This window comes from Streptomyces sp. NPDC088794 (genome assembly GCF_044750545.1).
Lineage (GTDB): Bacteria > Actinomycetota > Actinomycetes > Streptomycetales > Streptomycetaceae > Streptomyces.
In genome coordinates this window covers 38,101-61,983 of sequence record NZ_JBIVKB010000020.1, presented here as the reverse complement: position 1 = coordinate 61,983, position 23,883 = coordinate 38,101, and the positions used below count along the sequence as shown (strand labels likewise).

Below are 23,883 nucleotides of genomic sequence, written 5' to 3'. Positions count from 1 at the left end.
CCCCGCCCCCCGGAGGGCACACCGGCCCCCGCCGAGCTGGCCAGAATGGCTCGCTCCGGTCTGGCCGCCGCGGCCCGCCTGGCCCGCTGGGCCGACACCGCCCTCGGACCGGGCAGCGACAGTGCCACCGCCGACGGCAAGGCCACGCTCTCCGAGTCCACCGCCGAACGCGCGGCCGAGGAACTGGGCCTGACCGTGCACCAGGTCCGCGCCGACTGGGACACCGCCCGCCTGGCCGGCCTCGTCGAGGTGCACGGCGACAGCGCGCGCCCCGGCTGGCGGCTACGCGCCTGGGACCGCGACGACAGCGCCGTACTGCGCGGCTGGGTCGCCCTCTTCGACGCCTGGTCGCTCGCCCACCCGGAAGCCCCGGAACACGAGCCCGCCGCCGTGGCCGAGGTCGTCTCGGCGATGCCCCAGGTGCTCTCCTTCCTGCAGCTCTCCGCCGGGCCCGTCCCGATGGACCAGCTCCTCGACCTCCTGGAGCAGCGAGTCACCGAACTGCGCACCGAACGCTGCGAGGTCCCGTACGGGCCGCAGCGCGAGCCGGTCGAGCAGCCGACGTCGACGGGTCTTGAGGCCCCTGCGGACTCCGCCCCTTCGAACCCCGCCCGTGCGGACTCCGCCGCCCCCGCGGCCCCGGCGAACTCCACGGACCTTGCAGCTCCCTCCGGCCTCGCCGCCCCGGTGAACCACGCTGCCCAGGCAGGCCTCGCGGCTCCCGCCGGCCCGGCGGCCTCCGCAGCCCTGGCTGACTCCGCCGCCCCGGCAGACCCCGTAGCGCCCACCGGCACCCCGGCCGACGCTCCCACCGACACCCCCCTCGCCCCCCTCCTCGACTGGGCCCTGCACGCGCTCGCCTCCGTCGGTGCGCTCACCTACGGGACCGGGCAGGCCACGCTCACCCCGCTCGGCAGCTGGGCGGTCTGGGTCAAGCTGGAGCAGATCTGCGTCGCCGCGCAGAGCCCCGCGGGCAACATCGAGGTCGCCGCCGAGGAGATGCTCCGCGGCTGTGCCCAGCTGCGCCCCAACGCGGCCCGCGCCGAGTACCGCGCCTGGCTCGCCGCCCGCCCCGTCGGCGGCGCCGTGACCGAGCTGCTCGGTGCCGCCCGCGGTGACGACGCCCTGCTGCGCGGCCTCGCCTTCGAGGCGATCCGGGTGGTCGGCGCCCCCGCCGAGCCCGACGTCCGCTCCGTGGCCGACGAGCCGACCCTGCGCCCCTACGCCCTGCTGTGGCTCGCCGAGCACGACGGCATCGACCCCGAGGACGCCCACGAGGTGCTCACCCGCGAAGAGGCCACCTGGCTGTGGGTCGACACGGCCGCCGCCGTCGCCGACCACGGCGAGGCGCCGATGCTGGTGCGGCACCTGGAGTCCGCGGTGCAGCCGACCGTCCCCATGCTTCTCGACGAGGTACGCGCCGTCGGCCACCCCCGCACCGTGCAGGTCCTGGTCGCGCTGGCCGCCGCCCACCCCGACCCCGCCCTGGCCAAGGCGGTGCGCCGGGCCGCCTTCCAGGTCCACACCGGGGGCAACTAGGCAACCCGGCAGGGAGCCGCACGCTCAGGCCGGTATCTCCGGGGCGTACGTGCCGAAGCTCCAGATGTTGCCCTCGGCGTCACGGGCCATGTAGTCCCGGGAGCCGTAGTCCTGGTCCGTCGGGGGCATCAGGATCTCCACGCCGTGGTCCACGGCCCGCTGGTGGTGTACGTCGACGTCGTCCACGACGACGTACACCCCGCACGGGCCCGCGTCCTTCATCGCCGCGTCGAAGACACCACCGCGGCCCTTGGAACTGACCATCACCACGCCGTTGCCCTGCACCAGTTCGGCGTGCAGCACCGTGCCGTCCTCGCCCTCGTACACCGACAGCTCGGTGAAGCCGAGGGCCTGCGTGAGCTGCTTGATCGCCGCCTTCGCGTCGACGTACAACAGCGTCGGGTACATGCTCGGACGTCCGCCGCTCGTCCCTGCCATGCCGATCACCCCTTCGTGGCCGGCACCGGAAGCACCTGCCACGACCGAGTCTCGCAGCGACCACTGACAACGACCCCCGACTTGGGAGAACGCCGGCTCAGCGGAACGTGTTGCACCGTGCCATGTCCCCGCTCCGGTACCCCTGGTCGAACCACTGCTGCCGCTGCTTCGCCGACCCGTGCGTCCACGTCTCCGGCGTCACCCGGCCCTGGAACCGCTCCTGGATCCGGTCGTCGCCGACGGCCGCCGCCGCGTCCAGCCCGTCCCGGATGTCGGCGTCGGTGAGGCTGGTGATCAGCGGCCGCCCGGTCGACTCGTCGTTGGTCGTGGTCGCGTGGCGCGCCCACACCCCGGCGTAGCAGTCGGCCTGCAGCTCCACCCGTACCGCGTTGCTGTCGGCGCCCGTCCGCCCGTCCTGCGACCGGCTCAGCGTGCCCATCAGGTCCTGGACGTGGTGCCCGTACTCGTGCGCGACCACGTACGCCTGCGCGAACGCCCCGCCGCTCGCGCCGAACTTCGACCGCAGTTCGTCGAAGAACCCCAGGTCCAGATAGACCTTCCGGTCGCCGGGGCAGTAGAACGGCCCGACCGCGCTGGTCGCCGTCCCGCACGCGGTTCCGACCTGCCGGCTGAAGAAGACCGTGGGGGACCGCGTGTACCGGGCGCTGCGCCGCGTGAACTCCTGGTCCCAGAAGTCCTGCGCGCTGTTGACCACCGCCACCGTCCGACAGTCGTCCTTGGTGTTCGCGTCCTGCCCGGTACGGCAGGTCTGCTGGACCTGCGCGAGCGAGGAGGCGGTCGCCGCGGGCTGGTCGGAGCCGGAGGAGAGCCCGAGGTTGTCGGGGCCTACCCCGAGGAAGAGCCCGAGGAGCAGCGCGATCAGACCGGCGAGCCCGCCGCCCACGGTCGCCCGGCCGCCCGGGATCCGGCTGCCGCGCACGTCCTGCACCTCGGAGGTGTCCAGCTGGGCGTCGTCGTCGAACTGCACGGGGGCACCACCCTCTGCCTGCGTCGTCCCCCTGCCGCCATCCTCGCCCGCCCCCGCGGCCCCGGCGCCGGGCCCGCGGCCGAACGGGGGACGCGTCCGGCCCCCTGGACGCGTCCCGACGGCACGCCTGATGCGTGCCGTACGTCACGCGTGCGTGCCGCTCGTCGCCGACACCCTGCGCGGATGCCGACGAGCCACCGCGGAAGCCGCCCGAACACCCGCACGCAGAAAAAGCGCTTGCACGGCCCCGTTAGACTTGTCTCATGGCCATTCTCCTCGCGCATTAGACGGCGGGAACGTCCTCAGCCGTCCACCGTCAACCTCTTCCCGCCCTGGAGTCTGTCCGTGATCTCCGCCTCCGGTATCGAGCTGCGAGCCGGTGCCCGCGTCCTCATCGAGTCCGCCACCTTCCGTATCGCCAAGGGCGACCGCATCGGTCTGGTCGGGCGCAACGGCGCCGGCAAGACCACGCTGACCAAGGTCCTGGCAGGCGAGGGCACCCCGGCCGGGGGCACCGTCACCCGCTCCGGCGAGGTCGGCTACCTCCCCCAGGACCCCCGCACCGGCGACCTCGACGTGCTCGCCCGCGACCGCATCCTCTCCGCCCGCGGCCTGGACACCCTGATCCGCAAGATGCGGGAGAACGAACAGCGCATCGCCAACGGCAGCGGCGCCACCCGCGAGAAGGCCCTGCGCCAGTACGAGCGCCAGGAGACGGAGTTCCTCACCAAGGGCGGCTACTCCGCCGAGGCCGAGGCCGCCACCATCGCCGCCGCGCTGAACCTGCCCGACCGGGTCCTCGGCCAGCCGCTCCATACGCTCTCCGGCGGTCAGCGCCGCCGTATCGAGCTGGCCCGCATCCTGTTCTCCGACGCGGACACGCTGCTCCTGGACGAGCCGACGAACCACCTCGACGCCGACTCGATCGTCTGGCTGCGCGACTACCTGAAGACGTACCGCGGCGGCTTCATCGTGATCTCCCACGACACCGACCTCGTCGAGACCGTCGTCAACAAGGTGTTCTATCTGGACGCCAACCGCTCCCAGATCGACTACTACAACATGGGCTGGAAGCTCTACCAGCAGCAGCGCGAGGCCGACGAGAAGCGCCGCAAGCGCGAGCGGCAGAACGCCGAGAAGAAGGCCGCCGCCCTGCACTCGCAGGCCGACAAGATGCGCGCCAAGGCCACCAAGACGGTCGCCGCGCAGAACATGGCCAAGCGCGCCGACCGGCTGCTCGCCGGTCTGGACGCGGTGCGCGTCTCCGACAAGGTCGCCAAGCTGCGCTTCCCGGAGCCCTCGCCCTGCGGCAAGACCCCGCTCATGGCGGAGGGTCTGTCGAAGTCGTACGGCTCCCTGGAGATCTTCACCGACGTCGACCTGGCCATCGACAAGGGCTCGCGCGTCGTCATCCTCGGTCTGAACGGCGCCGGCAAGACGACCCTCCTGAAGCTCCTCGGCGGCGCCGAGAAGCCCGACACCGGCGAGGTCATCGAGGGCCACGGCCTCAAGCTCGGCTACTACGCGCAGGAGCACGAGACCCTCGACCCCGAGCGCACGGTCCTGGAGAACATGCGCTCCGCCGCCCCCGACCTGGACCTGGTCGAGGTCCGCAAGACGCTCGGCTCGTTCCTGTTCTCCGGCGACGACGTCGACAAGCCCGCCGGCGTCCTGTCCGGCGGCGAGAAGACCCGGCTCGCGCTCGCCACCCTGGTGGTGTCGTCCGCGAACGTCCTGCTCCTCGACGAGCCGACGAACAACCTCGACCCCGCCTCCCGCGAGGAGATCCTGGGCGCGCTGCGCACCTACAAGGGCGCCGTCGTCCTCGTCACCCACGACGAGGGCGCGGTCGAGGCCCTGCAGCCGGAGCGGATCATCCTGCTGCCGGACGGCGTCGAGGACCTCTGGGGTGCCGATTACGCGGACCTGGTCGCCCTGGCCTGATCGCAGCGGCTTGGTCGAACCGGCTTCCCGGAGGTGTGATCCACTGCGTATGGATCATTCGGCCGATCGGTGATCCACCATCTGTGTGAGATCTCCTCGTACCGAAGTGTGTCCTACATCGATTTTGCGGCCGAGTCCTTTATCGACAAGGGCTCGGCCGTCGCACGTCCCTGACCTGGCACTTCGCGAAACAACCCGTTCGGCGGAACGAACGCCTCTGTGTGGAATCACAGATTCCTCTTGTGTGGACGTACTCCTGTCGTCAAAACCCTGTCTCACGGACCTTGCCGAATGGGTGGCCATGAAGCCCTGGAGGGGTGATCATGAGGAGACCAGAGCGCACTTCCCATGAGGAGGCACGGGTGGCCGAGACTCTGAAGAAGGGCAGCCGGGTAACCGGCGCCGCGCGCGACAAGCTCGCGGCAGACCTGAAGAAGAAGTACGACTCCGGTGCGAGCATTCGGGCGCTGGCCGAAGAGACCGGCCGCTCGTATGGCTTCGTGCACCGGATGCTCAGTGAGTCGGGCGTCACGCTTCGTGGGCGTGGCGGAGCGACACGAGGCAAAAAAGCCGCCGCGTCCTGACTCCGGGCGGTCCATCGCTTCGATGGTGACCACCCGGTCGGTCGGCTGACCGACCGGGTGGTTACTGTGCAGTCACTTAGCTAGTAGTTTGCTCTGTTGACCGCACTCATCGGAGGCTCGCATGGCTTCGCCCGCCCAGGACCTCGGTCCTGTACTCGACAAGGACGGCGTACGGCTCACCGTCGACGACGCGATCGCCACGGTGACGCTGACCAACCCGGCCAAGCGCAACGCGCAGAGCCCCGCCATGTGGCGCGCGTTCGCCGAAGCCGGACGGCAGCTGCCGGGGTCGGTCCGGGTCGTGGTGCTGCGTGCCGAGGGCCGTTCCTTCTCCGCCGGACTCGACCGGCAGATGTTCACGCCCGAAGGCATCGAGGGCGAGCCGACGTTCGTCGACCTCGCGCGCAGTGCCGACGGCGAACTCGACGCGAGCATCGCCGAGTTCCAGGAAGGCTTCACCTGGTGGCGGCGGAGCGACATCGTGTCCATCGCCGCCGTGCAGGGACATGCCATCGGCGCGGGCTTCCAGCTCGCCCTCGCCTGTGACCTGCGCGTCGTCGCCGACGACGTGCAGTTCGCCATGCGCGAGACCAGCCTCGGCCTGGTGCCGGACCTGACCGGCACGTACCCGCTGCTCAGCCTGGTCGGCTACGCCCGCGCGCTGGAGATCTGCGCGACCGGACGGGCCGTACTGGCCGAGGAGTCCGTCACTATCGGGCTCGCCAACCTCGCCGTGCCCGGCGACCAGCTCGACGCCGCCGTCAAGGACCTGGCGTCCGCTCTCCTGGCCGCACCCCGGGACGCCGTCATCGAGACCAAGGCGCTGCTGCGCGGCGCGCACGGCCGGTCCTACGACGACCAGCGCGCCGCCGAGCGGGCCGCACAGGCACGCCGGCTGCGGGATCTCGCAGGCCTCGGCGAGTAGCCGCGGACGGGGCTCAGGCCGCCGTCACCAGTACCGCCACCGTCGGGTGACCGGGCAGCGCCCCGGACACCACCGCACGGACCTCCAGGGCCACCTCCAGCGCCCGGTGGTCCGTGCGCACGGCGATCTCCACGCGCACGTGGCGGTGCGCCAGCGCTCCTTCTCCCGGCCGCTCCTCGATGTGCACCGCCCGGCCCAGGCCCCGCGTCAGCCGGACCACGCCCGCGACGGCCAAGGCGGCCGCGGCCACCCGTTCCTCGTCGCCGCCCGAGGGTTCAGGTGCCGCCGGTACGGACGGTTCCGGCGCCGGCGCGGGCTCCGGATCCTCGTCCAGCAGGGCCGTGACCCGCAGATCCACCTCCGCGACCGTCAGACCGAGCCGCTGCGTCGCCGCGGTCGTCAGCGCCTCCCGCAGGCGGTCCGCCGCCGTCGGCAGCGCCTCGGCCGCCGTGGCCGCGAACTCCGCCGTCACCCGCAGCGGACCGGGCGGCAGCGCGCTCGGCGGCGCCGGTACGGCACTGTCGTACGCCTGGTCCGGATCGGCGAGCGCGATCCGCAGCCCCTCAAGGCGTACCCCGCGCAGACCGCCGGCCGCGTGTCGCAGCACCGACCCGGCCGCCTCCTCCGTGATCCACGCGCCGTCGCGCGGGCCGCCGAGGGGCAGCAGTCTGCCGAGCCCGAGCCGATGCCGTACCGCGTGCGCCCACTGATCCGCCGTCATTGCCCCAGCCTGCCGCATCCCCGGGGCGCGGTGGGGCAACCCCACATACGGTGGTTCAAGGACGATGACCGGAAGGGACGTACGGCCATGACCGACATGACGGAGCAGGCCCGGGTGCAGGCCGGGGAGAACTCGGGCCAGGTGCAGACCCGTAAGCCCACCAAGCGTGGTGGCGGGGATCCGGGCTCGCGCGGGCGGACGACGATCGCCGACGGCGTGGTGGAGAAGATCGCCGGGCTCGCCGCGCGGGACGTCCTGGGCGTCCACGCGATGGGCAGCGGGCTCAGCCGGACCTTCGGGGCGGTGCGCGACCGGGTGCCCGGTGGTTCCAAATCGGTGAGCCGCGGGGTGAAGGCCGAGGTCGGCGAGGTGCAGACCGCGCTCGACCTGGAGATCGTCGTCGAGTACGGCGTGTCGATCGCGGACGTCGCGCGGGCCGTGCGGGAGAACGTGGTCGCCGCGGTGGAGCGGATGACCGGTCTAGAGGTCGTCGAGGTCAACATCGCCGTGAGCGACGTGAAGCTGCCGGACGAAGAGGACGACGAGCCGGAGCCCCGGATCCAGTGACGGGGGCGAATGAGCGGAGGAGAACACCATGAGCATGGCCGTGGTGGGCATGATCGCCGGGATGGCACTGGGATTCGCCGGGTACTTCGGCGGTTTCGGGGCCTTCCTCCTGGTGGCCGCCTTGGGCGCGATCGGTTTCGTCGTCGGCCGGTTCCTGGAGGGGGACCTGGAGATCGGGGACTTCTTCCGCACGCGTGACGACCGGCGGCGGTGACGTCCATGGGCGCGGGGACCGAGTCCGTCGGCAGCGGACGGGCGGCCGTCCCGCCCGGTGAGCGTGGGGCGACCCGGATCGCCGACCGGGTGGTCTCGAAGATCGCCGCCCAGGCGGCCCGCGAGGCCCTCGGCCCGCTGCCGCCCGACGCCGTGTCCCCGCACGCCACCGTCGTGGTCCGCCAGAACGTCGCCCACGTACGCGTGCACGTCGAACTCGACTATCCGAGCGACATCGGGACCCGGTGCGCGGATGTGCGTCACAACGTGGTCGAGCGGGTAGTCGCGTTGGTGGACATGGAGGTGCCCGAGGTCGCCGTGCACGTGGAACGGCTGCATCCGACACCCCACGGCGTGGGACAGGGGAGGACGCGATGAGCGAGCCTCAGGGCTCCGAGGGCGAAGGAACCACACAGCGGCTGCCGGTGATCGAGAAGGCACCCGGTACCGAGGGCGACGGTTCGGCGGCCGAGCACTGGCCACCACCCCTGCCCGAGGGCGAGGACACGGGCAAGGAGGTCGACGTCAAGGGCGGCGGACAGGGCCGCTTCTGGTCGGCGCGGCGCGTTCCCGCGACGCTTGTCGCCCTGCTCCTCCTCGCCGTGACCGGCCTCTTCCTCTACGACGTCGCGGCCGTGCGCGCGGACCGGCCCGCCATGCACTGGCGCCGCGAACTCGCCCGCCAGCTCGCCGAACGGCCGCTGGACGACACCGCGGTGCTCGTCGGCGCCGGCGTCGCCGCGGCCCTCGGCCTCTGGCTGATCGTCCTCGCCTGCACGCCCGGCCTGCGCGCGGTGCTGCCTATGCGGCGCGTGCACACCGACGTGAGCGCCGGCCTGCACCGCAACGCCGCCGCCCTGGTGCTGCGCGATCGCGCCATGGAGGTCTCCGGCGTCCAGTCGGCACGCGTGCGTGTGCGCCGTACCCGCGCGGACGTCCACGCCGTCTCCCACTTCCGTGAACTGGACGAGGTGCAGGACGACCTGGACACCGCCCTCGACGAGGCGGTCAAGGGTCTGGGGCTGGCCCGCCCGCCGCTCCTGTCGGTCCATGTCCGGCGCCCCGGGAAGAAGGGATGACCGCGATGCTCAGGATCGTCAACCGCGTACTCGTCGGCCTGGTCGGTCTCGTCCTGGTCGTCCTCGGCGGCTCCGTGCTCGCCGTCGGACTGGGCGTGCGGCCGCCGTCCTGGTGGATCCACGACGGCCGGCACGACGTGCTGCTCAGCGACGCCGACCGCATCCGCTGGCGGGACTCCGGCTGGTGGTGGCCGACCGTCATCGCCGTGCTCGCCGTCCTCGTGCTGCTGGCCCTGTGGTGGATCACCGCCAACCTGCGCCGCCACCGGCTCGCCGAGGTCCTCGTCGACACCGGCGACGGCGAGGGCGCGCTGCTGCGCGGCCGGGCCCTGGAGGGCGTGCTCGCGGGCGACGCGGGCGCCCCGGACGGCGTGGCCCACGCCCATGTCCACCTCACGGGCACCCGGACGGCGCCCCAGGCCCGCGTACAGCTCCTCCTGGAGCCGCACGTGGACCCGGCGACCGCCCTGCACCACCTCACGGACGAGGCCCTGACCCACGCCCGCACCTCGGCGGGACTGGCGAAACTGCCGGCCGAGGTCCGCCTCAGCGCGGTCAAGCACCGGGCGGAACGGGTCAGTTGAGGCAGCCGGGGGCCGGCCGGCCACGCCACCGACGACCGGGCACCGCCTACGCCACCGAGCCGCGCCCCGCACCGCCTTCACGCGGGCTCGCGGGGTGTGCGGCACTCGAAAGCCGTGCCGCAGCCCCCGTCCACCGACGGCGGGCGCTGCCCACGCTCTTGGCGATCGTGCACCGACCCACGCCCCCGCACCGGCCTCACGCGGACTCGCGGGGCGGGCGTGCGGTGTTCAGAAGCCGTGCCGCGGGGCGTGACCCGGTCCACCGGCGGCGTGGCGCGGCGGGCGCTGCCCACGCCCTTGGCCACCGTGCACCGACCCACGCCTCCGCACCGGCCTCACGCGGACTCGCAGGGCGGGCGTGCGGTGTTCAGAAGCCGTGCCGCATGCCCCCGTCCACCGGCAGCATGACGCCGGTCAGATAGGAAGCGGCCGGCGACAGGAAGAACGCGGCGGCCCGCCCGAACTCCTCGGGGCGTCCGTACCGGCGCAGCGGAATCCGCGACTCGTTGGCGGCCCTGGTCGCCACCGGGTCCGCCGACAGGCCGTCCAGCTCGCGCACGCGGTCCGTGTCGATACGGGCCGGCAGCAGCCCCACGACCCGGATGCCCCGCGGCCCCAGCTCGTCCGCGAGCGACTTCGCGAAACCGGCGAGGCCCGGCCGCAGCGCGTTGGAGATCGTCAGTCCCGGAATCGGCTCGTGCACCGACGTGGACAGCACGAACCCGATGACACCGCCCTCCGGCAGCTCCGCGGCGGCGGCCCGGGCCAGCCGGACCGCGCCCAGGAACACCGACTCGAACGCCGACTGCCACTGCTCGTCCGTGGTGTCGGCGACGAAGCCGGCCGGCGGTCCGCCCACGCTGATGAGGATTCCGTCGAAGCGTCCGAACCGCTCCCGCGCGAACGCGATCAGGCGTTCGGCCGCGTCCGGCTCCGAGTTGTCGACGCCCACCCCGGCCGCATCGGGCCCCAGTTCGGCCGCCGCGTCGGCGGCCCGCTTCTCGTCCCGCCCGGTGACGACCACCTTCGCGCCGTCCGCGACGAGCTCGCGCGCGGTCGCGTTGCCGAGGCCGCGGGTGGCCCCGGTGACGACGTACACCCGGTCCTTCAGTCCAAGATCCATGACCCCTATCCTGCCCCCTCCGCCCCGAACAGAGCGAGGGCGGTGCTCACCAGACCGATGTGACTGAAGGCCTGCGGGAAGTTGCCGAGCAGGCGGCCGGAGGCGGGGTCGTACTCCTCGGCCAGCAGCCCCACGTCGTTGGCGAGCCCCACCAGCCGTTCGAACAGCTCGCGCGCCTCCTTCGTACGGCCCGTCAGATGCAGCGCGTCCGCGAGCCAGAACGAGCAGACCAGGAAGGTGCCCTCGCCGCCCGGCAGGCCGTCGACCGGGGACTCCTCGGCGCTGTAACGGCGCATGAAGCCGTCGTGGCCCAGCTCCGCGCGGACCGCGTCCACGGTGCCGATCACGCGCGGGTCGTCGGGCGGCAGGAAGCCGACGCGGGGAATGAGTAGCAGCGAGGCGTCGAGTTCGACCGAGCCGTAGGACTGCGTGAACGTGTTCCGCGCCGGGTCGTAGCCCTTCTCGCACACCTCGCGGTGGACCTCGTCCCGCATCGCGCGCCAGCCGTCCAGGTCGCCGGGGAGGTCCGGGTTCTCCTCCAGCGTGCGCACGGCGCGGTCGGCGGCCACCCACACCATCACCTTGGAGTGCACGAAGTGGCGCCGCCCGCCGCGCACCTCCCACAGCCCCTCGTCGGGCTGGCGCCACGCGGTCTCCAGGAACTCCATCAGGGTGCGCTGGAGCGCCCACATGTGCGGCTTCGTGTTCAGGCCCGCGTGCCGGGCCAGCCACAGCGAGTCCATCACCTCGCCGTACACGTCCAACTGGAGCTGGTCGACCGCCCCGTTGCCGATGCGTACGGGTGCCGAGGCGCCGAACCCGGACAGCCACGGCAGTTCGAACTCGGGCAGCCGGCGCTCGCCCGCCAGGCCGTACATGATCTGAAGGTCCGCCGGGTCGCCCGCGACCGCCCGCAGCAGCCACTTCCGCCAGGCCTCGGCCTCCTCCTGGTAGCCGGCCGACAGCAGCGCGCCCAGGGTGAGCGTGGAGTCACGCAGCCAGCAGAACCGGTAGTCCCAGTTGCGGACCCCGCCCAGCTCCTCGGGCAGGGAGGTGGTCGGGGCGGCGACGATGCCGCCGGTCGGCCGGTACGTCAGGGCCTTGAGGGTGATCAGGGAGCGCAGTACGACGTCCCGGTGGGGGCCGTCGTAGCGGCAGCGGTCGGCCCAGGCCTGCCAGTCCTCGACGCTGACGCGCAGCGCCTCGTACGGGTCGACAAGGTCCGGGCGGCGCTCGTGCGAGGGGTGCCAGGTGAGGACGAACGCCACCTTCTCACCCTCCTCGACGGTGAACTCCGACACCGTGCTGAAGTCCTCGCCCCAGGTCCGCACCGGCGGTTCGCTGCGCAGCCACGCCGAGTCCGGCCCCGCGACGGCCACCCGATGGCCGTGCACCTTGCGCACCCACGGCATGACCGAGCCGTAGTCGAAGCGCAGCCGCAGGGTGCTGCGCATGGTCACACGTCCGTTGACGCCCTCGACGATGCGTACGAGGTCGGGGGCGCGGTCGCGCTGCGGCATCAGGTCGGTGACGCGGACCGTCCCCTCGGCGGTCTCCCACTCGGTGTCCAGGACGAGCGTGCCGGGACGGTAGGCGCGCCGGGCGCAGGGGCCGTCGGCGTCCTTGGGGGCGACGCGCCAGTGCCCGTTGTCCTCGTCGCCGAGCAGTCTGGCGAAACAGGCGGCCGAGTCGAAGCGGGGCAGACACAGCCAGTCGACCGAGCCGTCCCTGCCGATGAGGGCGGCGGTCTGCTCGTCGCCGATGAGCGCGTAATCCTCGATACGGGGGTGCACGGGGTGCGGGTTCCCGGCCGGAGGGTGCGGCAATCAAGGTGGAGGGCCGGGGGAGTGACACATCCCGCGGCTGCACCACAGCAGGCGGCTACACCGCTGCGGGCTCCGCCTCCGGCACGCTCTCCTTGGCCGCCGCCTCCGCACGGTCACGGACCTCGCGGCGGACCAGGAACCACCAGCCCACCGGGACGGCCGCGGCGAACAGCCACCACTGGATCATGTACGCGTAGTTCAGCGGGGCGTCCTCGCTGCCCGGGTCGGAGATCTGCTCCGGGCTGCCGCCCTTCGGCGCGGGCCCGGTCTGCTGGATGTAGCCGCCGAGCACCACCTTGCCGAGCCGCCGGGCCTGTTCCTCGCTGTTGATCAGCATGATCTGCCGGTCCGGCAGACCCTTGAGGTCCTTGATGCCACTGGCCGCGGTCGTCTCGTCGGCCATCAGCCGCCCCTTGACGGTGACCTGGCCCTTGGGCGGCGATGGCACCTTGGGGTAGGCGGTCTGGCTCGCGGTCGCCGGGATCCAGCCGCGGTTGACCAGCAGCACCTTGCCGTCGGTGAGGACGAACGGGGTCAGGACGTGGAAGCCGACCTCGTCGTCGGAGTTGGTGCGCCGCCGCACGACGACCTCGTCCGCGGTGTCGAAGGTGCCGGTCGCGGTGACGGTGCGGTACTTCTCGTCGCGGGTCACCGCGTGGCCGGCGGTGGTCACCCTCTCCACCGGGACCGGTTCGGCGTGCAGGGCGTGCGAGACGAGGTCGTTGCGGGCGGTGCGCATCTCGTAGCGGTGCATCTGCCAGATGCCCAGCCTGATCATCGTGGGGATCAGGAGCAGGGCGATCAGGGTGAGGATCACCCACTGCCGGGTCATCAGGAAGCGGTACACCCCACGACCGTACAACTCGGGCCGCGGGGTGCTTTCGCAGGGGTGTGGTCAGACCTTGTCGACGATGCCGGCCCTCCCCTCGGCGCGGGCGCAGTGGCCGCCGCAGTACCAGTGCCCCTCGACCTCGACGCCCTGCCCGATGATCTGCACCCGACAGTGCTCGCAGATCGGCGCCATGCGATGGATCGCACAGGAGAAGCAGTCGAAGACGTGGATCGCGCCCTGCGCGTGCACCTCGAAGGACATGCCGTAGTCATTGCCGCACACTTCACATCTCGCCATGCGCCACAGGGTGAGCCGTCACCGCCCCACGGGCGAGCGGGCGCCGGGCGCGTCGCACGGCAATCACCCGTCCGTACGGCTCACCCGTCGGCGTCCTCGACGTCCCGCAGCAGCTGCCCGAACGCCGCCTCGTCGACGACCGGGGTGCCGAACTGCCGGGCCTTGACCACCTTCGAGGTGCCCGAGTCCGGGTCGTTCGTGACGAGCAGGCTGGTCAGCCGGGACAGGCTCGTGGCGACGTGCAGCCCCGCCTCGACCGCGCGGTCCTCCAACAGGTCGCGCTCGACCGACGTGTCCCCGGAGAACGCCACCCGCATGCCCTGCTTGAGCGGCTTGCCGTCCTCGTAGCGACCGGGGTTGGGATACGGGCACGCGGGCCGCCTGCGCGCGGGGCGCCAACTGGTCGGCCGATAGCTGCCGTACCCGCCGCCGCCCGACTGCTGCCCGATCACCGCCGCGGGCCGGTCCGTCCACTCGGTCAGCGGACGGCACTCGTGCAACGGCAGCCGTACGCCCTCCGCCGCCGCGGCCAGCAGACTCGGCCGGAACGCCTCCGCCAGCACGCGCGCGTCGTCCAGCGCGTGGTGCGCCCGCCGCTGCACGACGCCGAAGTGCTCGGCCAGCGTCGCCAGCTTGTGGTTGGGCAGCGGCAGCCGCAGCTCCTTGGAGAGCACGATCGTGCACAGCCGCTGCCGCACCGGCGCCTCGCGCCGGGCACGCGCGTACTCCCGGGCGATCATCTGCCAGTCGAAGACCGCGTTGTGCGCGACGAGCACCCGGCCCTCCAGGCGGGTCGAGAACTCCTCGGCGATGTCCTCGAAGAGGGGCGCGCCCTCCAGTACGTCACTCGTCAGACCGTGGATCCACACCGGGCCCGGGTCGCGCTCCGGATTGACCAGCGTGTACCAGTGGTCCTCGACTTCGCCGCGCGCGTCCAGCCGGTAGACGGCCGCCGAGATTATCCGGTCGTCCCGGGCGAGGCCCGTGGTCTCCACGTCGACCACCGCGTACCCCTGGGGATACGAGGACGGCCACGAAGTGGGAGAGGACACTGCGGTCGTCTGGTCATCGAGCATGGTCCCTGAGGATACGGGCCGCGACTGACACTCCCGTCCGGCCCCCTGTCCGTCAGCTCCCGTGCCGGGCCCACGTGTTCGAGCACGGCCGGCGTCCCGAACGTCTGCGCACACGGCTATGGACCTTTTCGCCGCCCGGTGCAAGCGTGCTGCCCGCCCGGCGTGTGACGGTCGACGGAAGGGCGGTACGGCGGATGGCACGCGTACGGTACGGCGCACGGACCGAGGCGGAGATCGCCGCCGCGCGCACGGCGAGCGCGAAGCTCCCCGACATCTGGTCCACCGGAGTGGTGGCTCTCTGGGAGAGCGACCCGGACGCGGTCGCCGCGGTGCTGCCACCGCCGCTGAAACCCACCGGGCGGCCCCTGGTCCGGGTGAACATCAGCAAGGTCCAGCTGCCCGGATACCCGCTGGGCGCGGGCTCGTTCGCGGTCGCGGCGGCCCACGACGGCGTCGAGGGCTGGTACCCGCTCGTCATGCCGATGACCCACGAGCGGGCCCTCACCGGCGGCCGTGAGGTCTTCGGCGAACCCAAGAAGCTCGGCGAGGTCGTCGTCGACCGCGAGGGCCTCATGGTGCGCGCCTCGCTGGCCCGGCACGGCATCGCCTTCGTGGAGGTGCGCGGCGCGGTCACCGAGCGACTGCCCCTGCCCGAGCCCAGCCGGAAGACCGACTTCTACTTCAAGTTCCTTCCGGCGGTGGACGGTTCGGGCTTCGACACCGAGCCGGTGCTCGTGCACTGCGTGCGCCACGAGAAGGTGCGCAAGCTGGAGCGGATCACCGGGGACGTCGTCCTGCGCGAGTCGATGTACGACCCGGTGGCCGACCTGCCCGTGCGCCGGCTCGTCGAGATCACCCTCGGCGAGAAGACCAGCGACCAGCGCGGAAAGGTCGTCGAACGGGTCGACGCGCAGGCCCTGTTGCCGTACATCCACCAGCGCTACGACGACCCCCGGCAGATCCTGGACGGCCCGCCCGAGGGGAGCGTCTGATGGAGCTGCGGGCCGGACAGGTCGCCGTCGTCACCGGGGCGGCGAGCGGGATCGGACTGGCGATGGCGCGACGGTTCGCCGCCGAGGGGCTCAAGGTGGTCCTCGCCGACGTCGAACAGGGCGCCCTCGACAAGGCGGCGGCGCTGCTGCGGGACGAGGGCGCCGAGGTGCACGCACGCGTGGTGGACGTCGGCGAGCGCCAACAGGTGCTGGATCTGGCCGAGTCGGCGTTCGAGACGTACGGCGCCGTCCATGTGCTGTGCAACAACGCCGGGGTCGGCTCGGGGGCCGAGGGCCGGATGTGGGAGCACGAACCGAACGACTGGCAGTGGGCCTTCGCCGTCAATGTGTGGGGCGTCTTCCACGGCGTCCAGGCGTTCGTGCCCAGGATGATCAAGTCGGGTCAACCCGGTCATGTCGTCAACACGTCCTCTGGCGACGGTGGCATCGCCCCCCTGCCCACCGCCTCCGTGTACGCCGTCACCAAGGCGGCCGTCGTGACGCTGACCGAGTCCCTGTACGCCCATCTCAGGGCGGAGCACGCGCGCGTGGGCGCCTCCGTCCTCTTCCCGGGACCGCACATGCTGCGCACCGGCCTGTGGGAGTCGCACCGCAACCGGCCCGCCCGGTACGCCAAGGAGCGGCCTCGTCGGACGCCTTACCGCAGCCTCGACCAGTGGGAGACCGCGATGAAGGCGGCGGGCAAGGAGGTCGCCTTCACGCCCGTCGAGGAGGTCGCCGAGCTGGTCGTCGACGGCATCCGCGCGGACCGGTTCTGGCTGCTTCCTGTGAGTGAGCGCAGTGACGCCCAGATCCGGGCGCGGGCTCAGTCGATGCTCGACCGGGTCAACCCGTCGTACCTCGAAAGCTTCATCCTGGACTGAGGGGGCTGTTGTGACCGACCAGGACCCGTACCTGATCATCTCCTCCGACTGCCACGCCGGACTGCCCACCGAGGAGTACCGGCCCTATCTGGACGCCCGCTTCCACCGGGACTTCGACGGCTTCCTCGCCGGGCGCGAGCGGCGCCGGGAGGAGATGACCCGGCTCGGCATCCGCAACGAGGCCTTCGCGACGAAGTGGTTTCAGGACAACGAGGAGGGCCTGCGCGGGGGTTGGGACAGCGCGCAGCGGCTCAAGGAACTGGACGGGGACGGGGTGGCCGCCGAGGTCGTCTTCCCGGACGCCGACGCCGTGGACAGCCGGACGGCCGCGCCCTTCGGGGTCGGTCTCGGCCTCTCCGGCGACCACGACCCCGAGTTGGGGATGGCGGGCGCCCAGGCGCACAACCGCTGGCTCGCCGACTTCGTGTCGCAGAACCCCGAACGGCACTGCGGCGTCGCCCTGTTGCCGGTGACGGCTCCCACGGAGAAGGTCGTCGCGGAGATCCACCGCGCCAAGGAGTCCGGCCTCGGCGCCCTGATGATCCCGTCCATGTGGGTCGACAAGGAGCCCTACCACGACCGCCGTTACGACCCGGTGTGGGCGGCCGCCGCCGAGTGCGCGATGCCGGTCCTGACGCACTCCGGGGCGGCCCCGCGGCACGAGTACGGCGACCACCTCGGGATCTACGTCTCCGAGGTCACCTGGTGGCCCGCCAGGCCGCTGTGGTTCCTGCTCTGGTCGGGCGTCTTCGAACGCCACCCGGGCCTCAGGTTCGGTGTGGCGGAGTCGGGTTGCTGGTGGCTGCCCAACCTCCTCTGGTTCATGGACCGCCTCTACCTGGGCGCGCACGGCGGCAAGAAGCTGTCGCCCTTCGGGGAGCTGAAACGGCCGCCGCACGAGTACCTCGACCGGCAGGTCTTCATCTGCGCCACCAACACCAAGCGCCGTGAACTGGCCCAGCGCTACGAGATCGGCGTCGACAACATCCTCTGGGGCAGCGACTTCCCGCACCCCGAGGGCACCTGGCCCGACACGCGCGCGTGGCTGACGCGCACCTTCCACGACATCCCGGTCGACGAGACCCGCCGCATGCTGGGCCTGGCCGCGGCCGACGTCTTCGGCTTCGACGTGGCCAGGTTGACCCCGCTGGCCCACCGCATCGGCCCCACGCCGGCCGACCTCGGCCAGCCCGCCGACCAGACGGCCGTGGCGGCCTCCTGGGCGCGCTCGCGCGAGGTGGGCCGACACTGGCTGACCGACCACGACTTCCCGGTGCTGGGGGTGACGCCGTGACCTCCACGGGCTCCCCGGGCTCGACGAGCGAGGACCGGTACACGGTCATCTCGGCGGACTGCCACGCGGGCGCCGATCTCCTCGACTACCGGCCCTACTTGGAGCAGCGCTTCCACGACGAGTTCGACGCCTGGGCGGCCACCTACGTCAACCCGTACGAGGACCTGCTCGCCGACACGGCCGACAAGAACTGGAACTCCGCACGCCGGACAGCGGAGTTGGAGGAGGACGGCATCGTCGCCGAGGTCGTCTTCCCGAACACCATCCCGCCGTTCTTCCCGTCCGGCTCCCTGATGGCGCCCGCGCCGACCGCCGAGGACCTCGACCGGCGCTGGGCCGGACTGCGCGCCCACAACCGCTGGCTGGCCGACTTCTGCGCGGCGGCACCGGGCCGCCGGGCGGGCGTCTTCCAGGTGCTCCTCAACGACCCGGAGGAGGCGGTGCGCGAGATCCGGTGGGCGGTCGAAGCGGGCCTCAAGGGCGGCCTGTTGCTCCCGGGCACCCCACCGGGCTCCGGCCTGCCCGAGCTGTACTCCTCGGCGTACGACCCGATCTGGGCCGTCTGCGCCGAACTCGGCGTCCCCGTCAACCACCACGCGGGCTCGGCCTCCCCGCCGCTGGGCGACGAGCCGGCGGCCCGCGCGGTCTTCATGGTGGAGACGACGTGGTTCTCGCATCGCGCGCTGTGGCACCTGGTCTTCGGCGGTGCCTTCCGCCGCCACCCGGACCTCAGGCTGGTCCTCACCGAGCAGGGCTCCGGTTGGATCCCCGGAGTCCTCGACATGCTGGACTACTACCACGGGCGGCTGGTCACGGCCGCGACGAGGGCGGCCACCGCGGAGTCCAAGTTCGGTGCCGGACTCGCCGCCCGCATGGGCAAGGCGCCCTCCGAGGTGTGGCGCGACAACTGCTTCGTCGGCGCCAGTTTCATGCGGCCCCACGAGGTGCCGCTCCGGGACCGGATCGGCGTCGAGAAGATCATGTGGGGCAGCGACTACCCGCACGACGAGGGCACCTACCCGTACTCCCGCGAAGGCCTGCGCTGCGCCTACGCGCGCGTGCCCCGTGAGGAGGTCGCCGCGATGGTGGGCGGCAACGCGGCCCGCGTGTACGGCTTCGACCTCGACCGACTGGATCCGATCGCGGCGAAGGTGGGACCGACGGTCGAGGAACTCGCGCAGCCGCTCGCCGAACCGCCCGCGGACGCGACGAGCCCGGTGTTCGCCAAGGGAGCGTCGGTGCGGGTGTGGTGACGCGTACGGCGTGATCCAGAGTGGCATCCTCCCCGTGTGACGGAACCGACGAACGGCACGGACGGCCAAGGGCAGGACGAGGCGGACCGGGAAGCGCGGGACGAGGCGCACGGCGAGGCGCACAGCGAGGCGCACGACGGGGCAGACGGGGAAACGCAGGGCGAGACGCACGACGAGGCGCACGGCGGTGCGCTCGGCTCGCGGCTCAACTGGCTGCGGGCCGCGGTCCTCGGGGCCAACGACGGCATCGTGTCCACCGCGGGTCTCGTCGTCGGCGTGGCCGGCGCCACCGACGACCGCTCCACGCTGCTCACGGCAGGGCTCGCGGGCCTGCTCGCCGGGTCGATGTCGATGGCCGCGGGCGAGTACGTGTCCGTCTCCACCCAGCGCGACTCGGAGATGGCCGCCCTGGCCTACGAGAAACGCGAACTGCGCGAGCAGCCGGAGGCCGAGCTGGAGGAGCTGACGGAACTGCTGGAGGGCCGCGGCCTGACCCGGGAGGTGGCCCGTGAGGCCGCCGTCCAGCTCACGGAACGCGACGCGCTCAACGCGCACGCACGCGTGGAGCTCGGCATCGACCCCGACGAGCTGACCAACCCCTGGCACGCGGCGTGGGCGAGCTTCCTGGCGTTCACCGTGGGGGCGCTGCTGCCGCTCCTCGCGATCGTGCTCCCGCCGGCGGGGTGGCGGCTCCCGGTCACCGTGGTGTCCGTCCTGGCGGCCCTCGTCCTCACCGGCTGGAGCAGCGCGCGCACGGGCGGCGCCGACCCCGGCCGGGCCGTGCTGCGCAACGTCCTGGGCGGGGCGCTGGCGATGGGCGTCACCTACGCGGTCGGGACGCTGCTCGGGGCGGCGGGAGTCTGACCACCGGCGCGGCCACGAGGGGTAACCGCTGGTCGGGGGCCCTCGATGCGCGACGTGCCGCCCGGTCGGCGTACCGTGAAGTGCGCCCGACCACCCCCCGGGCGCACGCACCGCACACCCGCACGAGAGGGACCCTCGCCATGCGCGCCACCACCATCCACGCCCCGTTCGACATGCGCGTGGAGGACGTGCCCGAGCCGATCGTGCAGCTGCCCACGGACGCCGTGGTGCGGGTGCTGCGCGCCTGTATCTGCGGCAGCGACCTGTGGGCCTACCGCGGCGAGTCGGTCCGGCAGCCGGGGCAGCGGATCGGGCACGAGTTCCTCGGCGTGGTCGAGGCGACCGGCTCCGAGGTGGGCACCGTCCGGGTCGGTGACCTCGTCGTCGCGCCCTTCATGTGGTCCGACGGCGTCTGCGACTACTGCCGCGAGGGTCTGACCACCTCCTGCGAGCACGGCGGCTTCTGGGGCGCGGTCGGCCACGACGGCGGCCAGGGCGAGGCCGTGCGCGTGCCCTTCGCCGACGGCACCCTGGTCCAACTGCCCAAGGAGGCCGCCTCCGACGACCACCTGCTGTCCGCCCTGCTGACCCTCTCCGACGTCCTGGGCACCGGCCACCACGCGGCGCTCGGCGCGGGCGTCCGCCCGGGAGCCACCGTCGCCGTCGTCGGCGACGGAGCCGTCGGCCTGTGCGCGGTGCTCGCCGCCAAGCGGCTCGGCGCGGAGCGGATCATCGCGCTCGGCCGGCACGAGGTCCGCACCGACATCGCGCGCGGCTTCGGCGCCACCGACGTCGTCGCGGAGCGCGGTGAGGCGGCCGTCGAGGCCGTACGCCGGCTCACGCGCGGACAGGGCGCGCACGCGGTCATCGAGGCCGTCGGCACGGAGCAGTCCATGCGTACGGCGGTCGGCATCACGCGGGACGGCGGTGCGATCGGCTACGTCGGTGTGCCGCACGGCAGCGGCACCGGTCTCGACCTCGGCGTCATGTTCGACCGGAACATCGCGCTGCGCGGCGGTGTCGCGCCGGTCCGCGCGTACATCCCCGAGCTGCTGCCCGACGTCCTGGACGGCACGGTCGACGCCTCGCCCGTCTTCGACCTGACGGTCGGGATCGAGGGCGTTCCCGACGGCTACAAGGCGATGGACGAGCGGACGGCGCTGAAGGTGCTCGTCGTCAACGACTGAAGGTCCTTGCCGTCAACAGTTGATCGGCCCTGTCACCTTGATCGGCCCTGTCAACCCATCAACATCGTCACGACCAGCGGATCGGCAACGGCAGCGCCGTGAGCAGCCCCGACAGGGCGACCACCACCCCCAGGGCGACGACCTCCGCCCGCGCGGGCGAACACGCGGTCAGCGGATCGGCGGCGCGGCGCAGCCGGTACCGCGCCCACAGGGCGAGCACGGCGACGGCGGCCACGAGGATCACCTTGGCGAGCAGGGTGCGCCCGTACGCCGTCGTCGTCAGCTGATCCAGGATCGTGTGCGAGGGCATGCGCCGCAGCGAACTCCACACCCCGGTCGCCGTGATGGCGGCGAGCAGCACGGCCGCCACCCGCGCGTAGAGCCCCAGCAGGGCCGCGCCCGGTGCACCGGGTCCCCATCGCCGCAGCGTCCGCAGCGCGTGCAGCAGGCCGCCCACCCACAGCGTCGCGCACGTGAGATGCACCAGTGTCAGTCCCGACCCGAGCAAGGGGTTGTGCTCGGTCGTGGGGTGGGCGCGCAGGGCCTCCGCCACGACCACCGCGGCCAGCGGCCACAGCTGGGTCGCCGGACGGAGCGAACGGGCGCACAGGGCGGCCACCAGGAAGGCGTTGACCTCGACCAGGGCGAGCTTGCCGTCGCGTGAGTCGTAGAGGCCGCCGACGTCGATCTCGGCGAGGCCGTGCGGCACCAGGTTGCCCGTGGCCACGACCGAGGCCAGACCCAGCGCGGCGACGAAACCGGCGCCGGCCGCGTACGGCGCCCAGCTGCGGGGCGCGTCGGCGGGGGCGCCGGGCAGCCGCCGGGCCAGTCGGTTCACGAACACCTCGCCCACCTGCACGCACAGCGCGGCGAACAGCACCGCCCGCAGCAGCCCGATGCCTTCGGTGCCGGGCGCGCGGGCCTCGCCGGTGCCGTGCAGCGCGGCGGACGGGCCGAGCAGCGGTATGAGCGCGGCGAGCGTCACGAGGACGAGCACGGCGACGGCCCGGCCGGCACCGGGACGCCGTACCGGCCCGCTCGCGTCGGCCACCTCGGACGTAGGTCGTATCAAGGTCACCTCAAGATCTTCACCAGCCGTCGCAGAACCGGGCAACTGCAGTAAAACAACTGGCGGTACGGCTTTCGCCCGATGGGTACGTTTTCGGTCGCCCCGGGACTCATGGCCTCCGGTCGTCCAAGAGCCGCCCGTGCCTCACACCCAGCGCGCGGGATCCGTCCCCCAGGGCGCCGGCGGCCGGGCCCAGTCGGTCGGCCCGCCCGCGAAGGACACCGGCGACCGCGCGTACCGCAGCCGCCCGAGCGCGCTGTCGGTCTCGGCGAGCCAGGGTCCCGGATCGTCGTACGGGAGGCCATCCCTCGTGCGGACGCCCCTGGCACCCTGTGCGTCACCCGCGTCATCCGCCCCGACGCCGTTCACGAGCCACTCGGCCGTTCGCGCGAGCGACAGCCGCACGCACCGGCTGCCGCCCTCGTACGACTGCTCGGTCAGCGCCCGCAGCACGGCCGCCGCCAGCAGATAGCCCGTCCCGTGGTCCAACGCCTGCGCGGGCAGCGCGCCCGGCCGCTCCGTCGAACCCTCCAGCGCGGCGATCCCCGTGGCCACCTGCACGAGGCTGTCGAAGCCCCGCCGCCCGCGCCAGGGCCCGTACGCGCCCCACGCCGACAACTGCGCCACGACCACCCCGGGCCGCCGCTCGGCGAGCGCCTCGGGAGACAGTCCGAACCGGTCGAGGGCGCCCGGCCGGTACCCGGTGACCACCACGTCCGCCGCCGCGAGCAGCTCCTCGAAGGTGCGCCGGTCGGTGGCCAGGTCCAGCCGGGCCGACCGCTTCCCGAAGCCTGTGTCGGTGTGCTGGTCGGGGAGTTCGGGCAGCTGCGGGGCGTCCACGCGCAGCACGTCGGCGCCGAGCAGGGCGAGCGTGCGGGTGGCCACGGGGCCGGCGATGACCCGGGTCAGGTCGAGGACACGCAGTCCTGCGGCGGGCAGCAGGGGAGCGCCCGCGACCGGAGCGGTTCCTGTGATCGGGTCGAGCACGCGCGCGTGGGCGGTGTCGAGTCGCTCGCGCTCGACCAGCGGGCGCGCGGCCACCGCGACCGCCTGCTTGTGCGCGGCCCACTCCTTCGCCGTGCGCAGGGCGACGGCCAGGCCGCCCGCCGCGTACACGGTCTCCTCGACCTCGGCCGAGGAGCGTTCGGCGAGCGCCGCCGCCACGGCGTCGACATCCTCCGGCACGCCCAGCGCGGCCAGCAGCCGGGCCTGGTGGTGCGGGTAGTTGGCGTGCGTGCGGACCCAGCCGTCCGAGGTCCGCCAGAAGCGGGACAGCGGTGCGAAGGTCTGCGGTGCGCGGCCGTCGACGAGGAGATGCCGTTCACTGACGAACGCCGTCGCGACGGCCCCGTCGTCCACGCGTACCTCGGGCACCTCGGGTACGTCCGTCGTCCCGGTCCGCCGTGCCGTCAGCTCGGCCGCGGCCAGCGCGCACGCTCCGACGCAGGCCCGCGCCAACTCCCGTACGGGAAGGCGCCCTTGGAGAGCGCCCTCCCGCGTCACGGTCGTCACCCGCGGGAGCAGGGCGGGATCGCCGCCCAGCGCGGACCATGCGAACGTCAATCCAGTCATGACTGCACTATGCAGTATTGACTGAATCAATA

General features: G+C 72.7%; 25 protein-coding genes. 15 read left to right on the top strand and 10 right to left on the bottom strand.

Annotated features, from left to right (window positions below):
* The first annotated feature begins 45 nt into the window (after nt 1-45).
* On the top strand, nt 46-1,539 hold the full coding sequence (locus ACIP6U_RS41340; RefSeq protein ID WP_401728094.1) for a hypothetical protein: 1,494 nt from the start codon (nt 46-48) through the stop codon (nt 1,537-1,539).
* 24 nt (nt 1,540-1,563) lie between these two features.
* Here ACIP6U_RS41340 and ACIP6U_RS41335 read toward each other — a convergent pair whose 3' ends face one another.
* Together ACIP6U_RS41335 and ACIP6U_RS41330 are read right to left on the bottom strand one after the other, a co-directional pair.
* Nucleotides 1,564-1,977, bottom strand: coding sequence for a VOC family protein (locus ACIP6U_RS41335; RefSeq protein WP_401727913.1), 414 nt, complete (start codon nt 1,975-1,977; stop codon nt 1,564-1,566).
* Between the two features lie 97 nt (nt 1,978-2,074).
* The gene (locus tag ACIP6U_RS41330; protein WP_401727912.1) at nt 2,075-2,965 is read right to left on the bottom strand and encodes a neutral zinc metallopeptidase; all 891 of its coding nucleotides are present in this window, start codon (nt 2,963-2,965) and stop codon (nt 2,075-2,077) included.
* A 345-nt stretch (nt 2,966-3,310) separates the two neighbouring features.
* Here ACIP6U_RS41330 and ACIP6U_RS41325 point away from each other — a divergent pair, with 345 nt between their 5' ends.
* From ACIP6U_RS41325 to ACIP6U_RS41315, 3 genes are all read left to right on the top strand, one after another.
* Nucleotides 3,311-4,909 carry an ABC-F family ATP-binding cassette domain-containing protein gene (locus tag ACIP6U_RS41325; RefSeq protein ID WP_401727911.1) on the top strand — a complete coding sequence of 533 codons (1,599 nt, stop codon included), beginning with the start codon at nt 3,311-3,313 and terminating at the stop codon, nt 4,907-4,909.
* Nucleotides 4,910-5,271: 362 nt separating this feature from the next.
* Entirely contained in the window at nt 5,272-5,493 is a 222-nt protein-coding gene (locus ACIP6U_RS41320; protein ID WP_018533414.1) for a helix-turn-helix domain-containing protein, read from the top strand.
* A 121-nt stretch (nt 5,494-5,614) separates the two neighbouring features.
* Nucleotides 5,615-6,418, top strand: a complete 804-nt coding sequence (locus tag ACIP6U_RS41315; RefSeq protein ID WP_401727910.1) for an enoyl-CoA hydratase/isomerase family protein — start codon at nt 5,615-5,617, stop codon at nt 6,416-6,418.
* A gap of 13 nt (nt 6,419-6,431) precedes the next feature.
* Here the strand turns inward: ACIP6U_RS41315 and ACIP6U_RS41310 are convergent, their stop codons facing one another.
* Nucleotides 6,432-7,139 (bottom strand): nucleopolyhedrovirus P10 family protein, encoded by a 708-nt coding sequence (locus tag ACIP6U_RS41310; RefSeq protein ID WP_401727909.1) that lies wholly within the window; start codon nt 7,137-7,139, stop codon nt 6,432-6,434.
* Nucleotides 7,140-7,226: 87 nt separating this feature from the next.
* Between ACIP6U_RS41310 and ACIP6U_RS41305 the strand changes: the two genes are divergently transcribed.
* Genes ACIP6U_RS41305 through amaP form a run of 5 tightly spaced genes read left to right on the top strand, consistent with a single transcriptional unit; the run spans nt 7,227 to nt 9,582 of the window.
* Nucleotides 7,227-7,706, top strand: coding sequence for an Asp23/Gls24 family envelope stress response protein (locus ACIP6U_RS41305; protein WP_124002411.1), 480 nt, complete (start codon nt 7,227-7,229; stop codon nt 7,704-7,706).
* 28 nt (nt 7,707-7,734) lie between these two features.
* Nucleotides 7,735-7,920 carry a hypothetical protein gene (locus ACIP6U_RS41300; RefSeq protein WP_124002412.1) on the top strand — a complete coding sequence of 62 codons (186 nt, stop codon included), beginning with the start codon at nt 7,735-7,737 and terminating at the stop codon, nt 7,918-7,920.
* Between the two features lie 5 nt (nt 7,921-7,925).
* On the top strand, nt 7,926-8,297 hold the full coding sequence (locus tag ACIP6U_RS41295; RefSeq protein WP_124002413.1) for an Asp23/Gls24 family envelope stress response protein: 372 nt from the start codon (nt 7,926-7,928) through the stop codon (nt 8,295-8,297).
* Nucleotides 8,294-8,998, top strand: coding sequence for a DUF6286 domain-containing protein (locus ACIP6U_RS41290; RefSeq protein ID WP_401727908.1), 705 nt, complete (start codon nt 8,294-8,296; stop codon nt 8,996-8,998). Before ACIP6U_RS41295 ends, ACIP6U_RS41290 begins: the two co-directional genes overlap by 4 nt.
* A 5-nt stretch (nt 8,999-9,003) precedes the next feature.
* Nucleotides 9,004-9,582 carry an alkaline shock response membrane anchor protein AmaP gene (gene amaP / locus ACIP6U_RS41285; protein WP_401728092.1) on the top strand — a complete coding sequence of 193 codons (579 nt, stop codon included), beginning with the start codon at nt 9,004-9,006 and terminating at the stop codon, nt 9,580-9,582.
* Between the two features lie 367 nt (nt 9,583-9,949).
* Here amaP and ACIP6U_RS41280 read toward each other — a convergent pair whose 3' ends face one another.
* From ACIP6U_RS41280 to ACIP6U_RS41260, 5 genes are all read right to left on the bottom strand, one after another.
* A complete protein-coding gene (locus ACIP6U_RS41280) occupies nt 9,950-10,705 on the bottom strand; it encodes an SDR family oxidoreductase (protein WP_401727907.1) in 756 nt (251 codons plus the stop codon).
* Nucleotides 10,706-10,710: 5 nt separating this feature from the next.
* Nucleotides 10,711-12,498: a glycoside hydrolase family 15 protein gene (locus ACIP6U_RS41275; protein ID WP_401727906.1), complete on the bottom strand. Its 1,788-nt coding sequence runs from the start codon at nt 12,496-12,498 to the stop codon at nt 10,711-10,713.
* Between the two features lie 88 nt (nt 12,499-12,586).
* The gene (locus tag ACIP6U_RS41270) at nt 12,587-13,378 is read right to left on the bottom strand and encodes an SURF1 family protein (RefSeq protein ID WP_401727905.1); all 792 of its coding nucleotides are present in this window, start codon (nt 13,376-13,378) and stop codon (nt 12,587-12,589) included.
* A 48-nt stretch (nt 13,379-13,426) separates the two neighbouring features.
* The gene (locus tag ACIP6U_RS41265) at nt 13,427-13,660 is read right to left on the bottom strand and encodes a hypothetical protein (protein WP_324973319.1); all 234 of its coding nucleotides are present in this window, start codon (nt 13,658-13,660) and stop codon (nt 13,427-13,429) included.
* 80 nt (nt 13,661-13,740) lie between these two features.
* Nucleotides 13,741-14,736, bottom strand: a complete 996-nt coding sequence (locus tag ACIP6U_RS41260) for a DEDDh family exonuclease (RefSeq protein ID WP_401727904.1) — start codon at nt 14,734-14,736, stop codon at nt 13,741-13,743.
* A gap of 194 nt (nt 14,737-14,930) precedes the next feature.
* On the opposite strand from ACIP6U_RS41260, the gene ACIP6U_RS41255 reads away from it, so the two are divergent.
* From ACIP6U_RS41255 to ACIP6U_RS41230, 6 genes are all read left to right on the top strand, one after another.
* Complete coding sequence (locus tag ACIP6U_RS41255; RefSeq protein ID WP_401727903.1) at nt 14,931-15,728, top strand: acetoacetate decarboxylase family protein; 798 nt, start codon at nt 14,931-14,933, stop codon at nt 15,726-15,728.
* Nucleotides 15,728-16,612, top strand: coding sequence for an SDR family NAD(P)-dependent oxidoreductase (locus tag ACIP6U_RS41250; protein WP_401727902.1), 885 nt, complete (start codon nt 15,728-15,730; stop codon nt 16,610-16,612). Before ACIP6U_RS41255 ends, ACIP6U_RS41250 begins: the two co-directional genes overlap by 1 nt.
* A gap of 10 nt (nt 16,613-16,622) precedes the next feature.
* The gene (locus ACIP6U_RS41245; protein WP_401727901.1) at nt 16,623-17,906 is read left to right on the top strand and encodes an amidohydrolase family protein; all 1,284 of its coding nucleotides are present in this window, start codon (nt 16,623-16,625) and stop codon (nt 17,904-17,906) included.
* Entirely contained in the window at nt 17,903-19,159 is a 1,257-nt protein-coding gene (locus tag ACIP6U_RS41240; protein WP_401727900.1) for an amidohydrolase family protein, read from the top strand. Before ACIP6U_RS41245 ends, ACIP6U_RS41240 begins: the two co-directional genes overlap by 4 nt.
* A 213-nt stretch (nt 19,160-19,372) precedes the next feature.
* Nucleotides 19,373-20,023, top strand: a complete 651-nt coding sequence (locus ACIP6U_RS41235; protein WP_401728090.1) for a VIT family protein — start codon at nt 19,373-19,375, stop codon at nt 20,021-20,023.
* 140 nt (nt 20,024-20,163) lie between these two features.
* On the top strand, nt 20,164-21,210 hold the full coding sequence (locus ACIP6U_RS41230; protein ID WP_401727899.1) for a zinc-dependent alcohol dehydrogenase family protein: 1,047 nt from the start codon (nt 20,164-20,166) through the stop codon (nt 21,208-21,210).
* Between the two features lie 67 nt (nt 21,211-21,277).
* On the opposite strand, the gene ACIP6U_RS41225 is transcribed toward ACIP6U_RS41230, so the two are convergent.
* On the bottom strand, nt 21,278-22,288 hold the full coding sequence (locus ACIP6U_RS41225; RefSeq protein WP_401727898.1) for a CopD family protein: 1,011 nt from the start codon (nt 22,286-22,288) through the stop codon (nt 21,278-21,280).
* Between the two features lie 135 nt (nt 22,289-22,423).
* Nucleotides 22,424-23,851, bottom strand: coding sequence for a CoA transferase (locus ACIP6U_RS41220; RefSeq protein WP_401727897.1), 1,428 nt, complete (start codon nt 23,849-23,851; stop codon nt 22,424-22,426).
* Between the last annotated feature and the right edge of the window lie 32 nt (nt 23,852-23,883).

What these genes read in the sequence shown, in the direction of transcription:
- ACIP6U_RS41340 (WP_401728094.1), top strand. Translation starts at nt 46, where the DNA reads ATGGCTCGCTCCGGTCTGGCCGCCGCGGCCCGCCTGGCCCGCTGGGCC.
- ACIP6U_RS41335 (WP_401727913.1), bottom strand. Translation starts at nt 1,977, where the DNA reads ATGGCAGGGACGAGCGGCGGACGTCCGAGCATGTACCCGACGCTGTTG.
- ACIP6U_RS41315 (WP_401727910.1), top strand. Translation starts at nt 5,615, where the DNA reads ATGGCTTCGCCCGCCCAGGACCTCGGTCCTGTACTCGACAAGGACGGC.
- ACIP6U_RS41310 (WP_401727909.1), bottom strand. Translation starts at nt 7,139, where the DNA reads ATGACGGCGGATCAGTGGGCGCACGCGGTACGGCATCGGCTCGGGCTC.
- ACIP6U_RS41305 (WP_124002411.1), top strand. Translation starts at nt 7,227, where the DNA reads ATGACCGACATGACGGAGCAGGCCCGGGTGCAGGCCGGGGAGAACTCG.
- ACIP6U_RS41300 (WP_124002412.1), top strand. Translation starts at nt 7,735, where the DNA reads ATGAGCATGGCCGTGGTGGGCATGATCGCCGGGATGGCACTGGGATTC.
- ACIP6U_RS41295 (WP_124002413.1), top strand. Translation starts at nt 7,926, where the DNA reads ATGGGCGCGGGGACCGAGTCCGTCGGCAGCGGACGGGCGGCCGTCCCG.
- ACIP6U_RS41290 (WP_401727908.1), top strand. Translation starts at nt 8,294, where the DNA reads ATGAGCGAGCCTCAGGGCTCCGAGGGCGAAGGAACCACACAGCGGCTG.
- amaP (WP_401728092.1), top strand. Translation starts at nt 9,004, where the DNA reads ATGCTCAGGATCGTCAACCGCGTACTCGTCGGCCTGGTCGGTCTCGTC.
- ACIP6U_RS41280 (WP_401727907.1), bottom strand. Translation starts at nt 10,705, where the DNA reads ATGGATCTTGGACTGAAGGACCGGGTGTACGTCGTCACCGGGGCCACC.
- ACIP6U_RS41265 (WP_324973319.1), bottom strand. Translation starts at nt 13,660, where the DNA reads ATGGCGAGATGTGAAGTGTGCGGCAATGACTACGGCATGTCCTTCGAG.
- ACIP6U_RS41260 (WP_401727904.1), bottom strand. Translation starts at nt 14,736, where the DNA reads ATGCTCGATGACCAGACGACCGCAGTGTCCTCTCCCACTTCGTGGCCG.
- ACIP6U_RS41255 (WP_401727903.1), top strand. Translation starts at nt 14,931, where the DNA reads ATGGCACGCGTACGGTACGGCGCACGGACCGAGGCGGAGATCGCCGCC.
- ACIP6U_RS41250 (WP_401727902.1), top strand. Translation starts at nt 15,728, where the DNA reads ATGGAGCTGCGGGCCGGACAGGTCGCCGTCGTCACCGGGGCGGCGAGC.
- ACIP6U_RS41230 (WP_401727899.1), top strand. Translation starts at nt 20,164, where the DNA reads ATGCGCGCCACCACCATCCACGCCCCGTTCGACATGCGCGTGGAGGAC.
- ACIP6U_RS41220 (WP_401727897.1), bottom strand. Translation starts at nt 23,851, where the DNA reads ATGACTGGATTGACGTTCGCATGGTCCGCGCTGGGCGGCGATCCCGCC.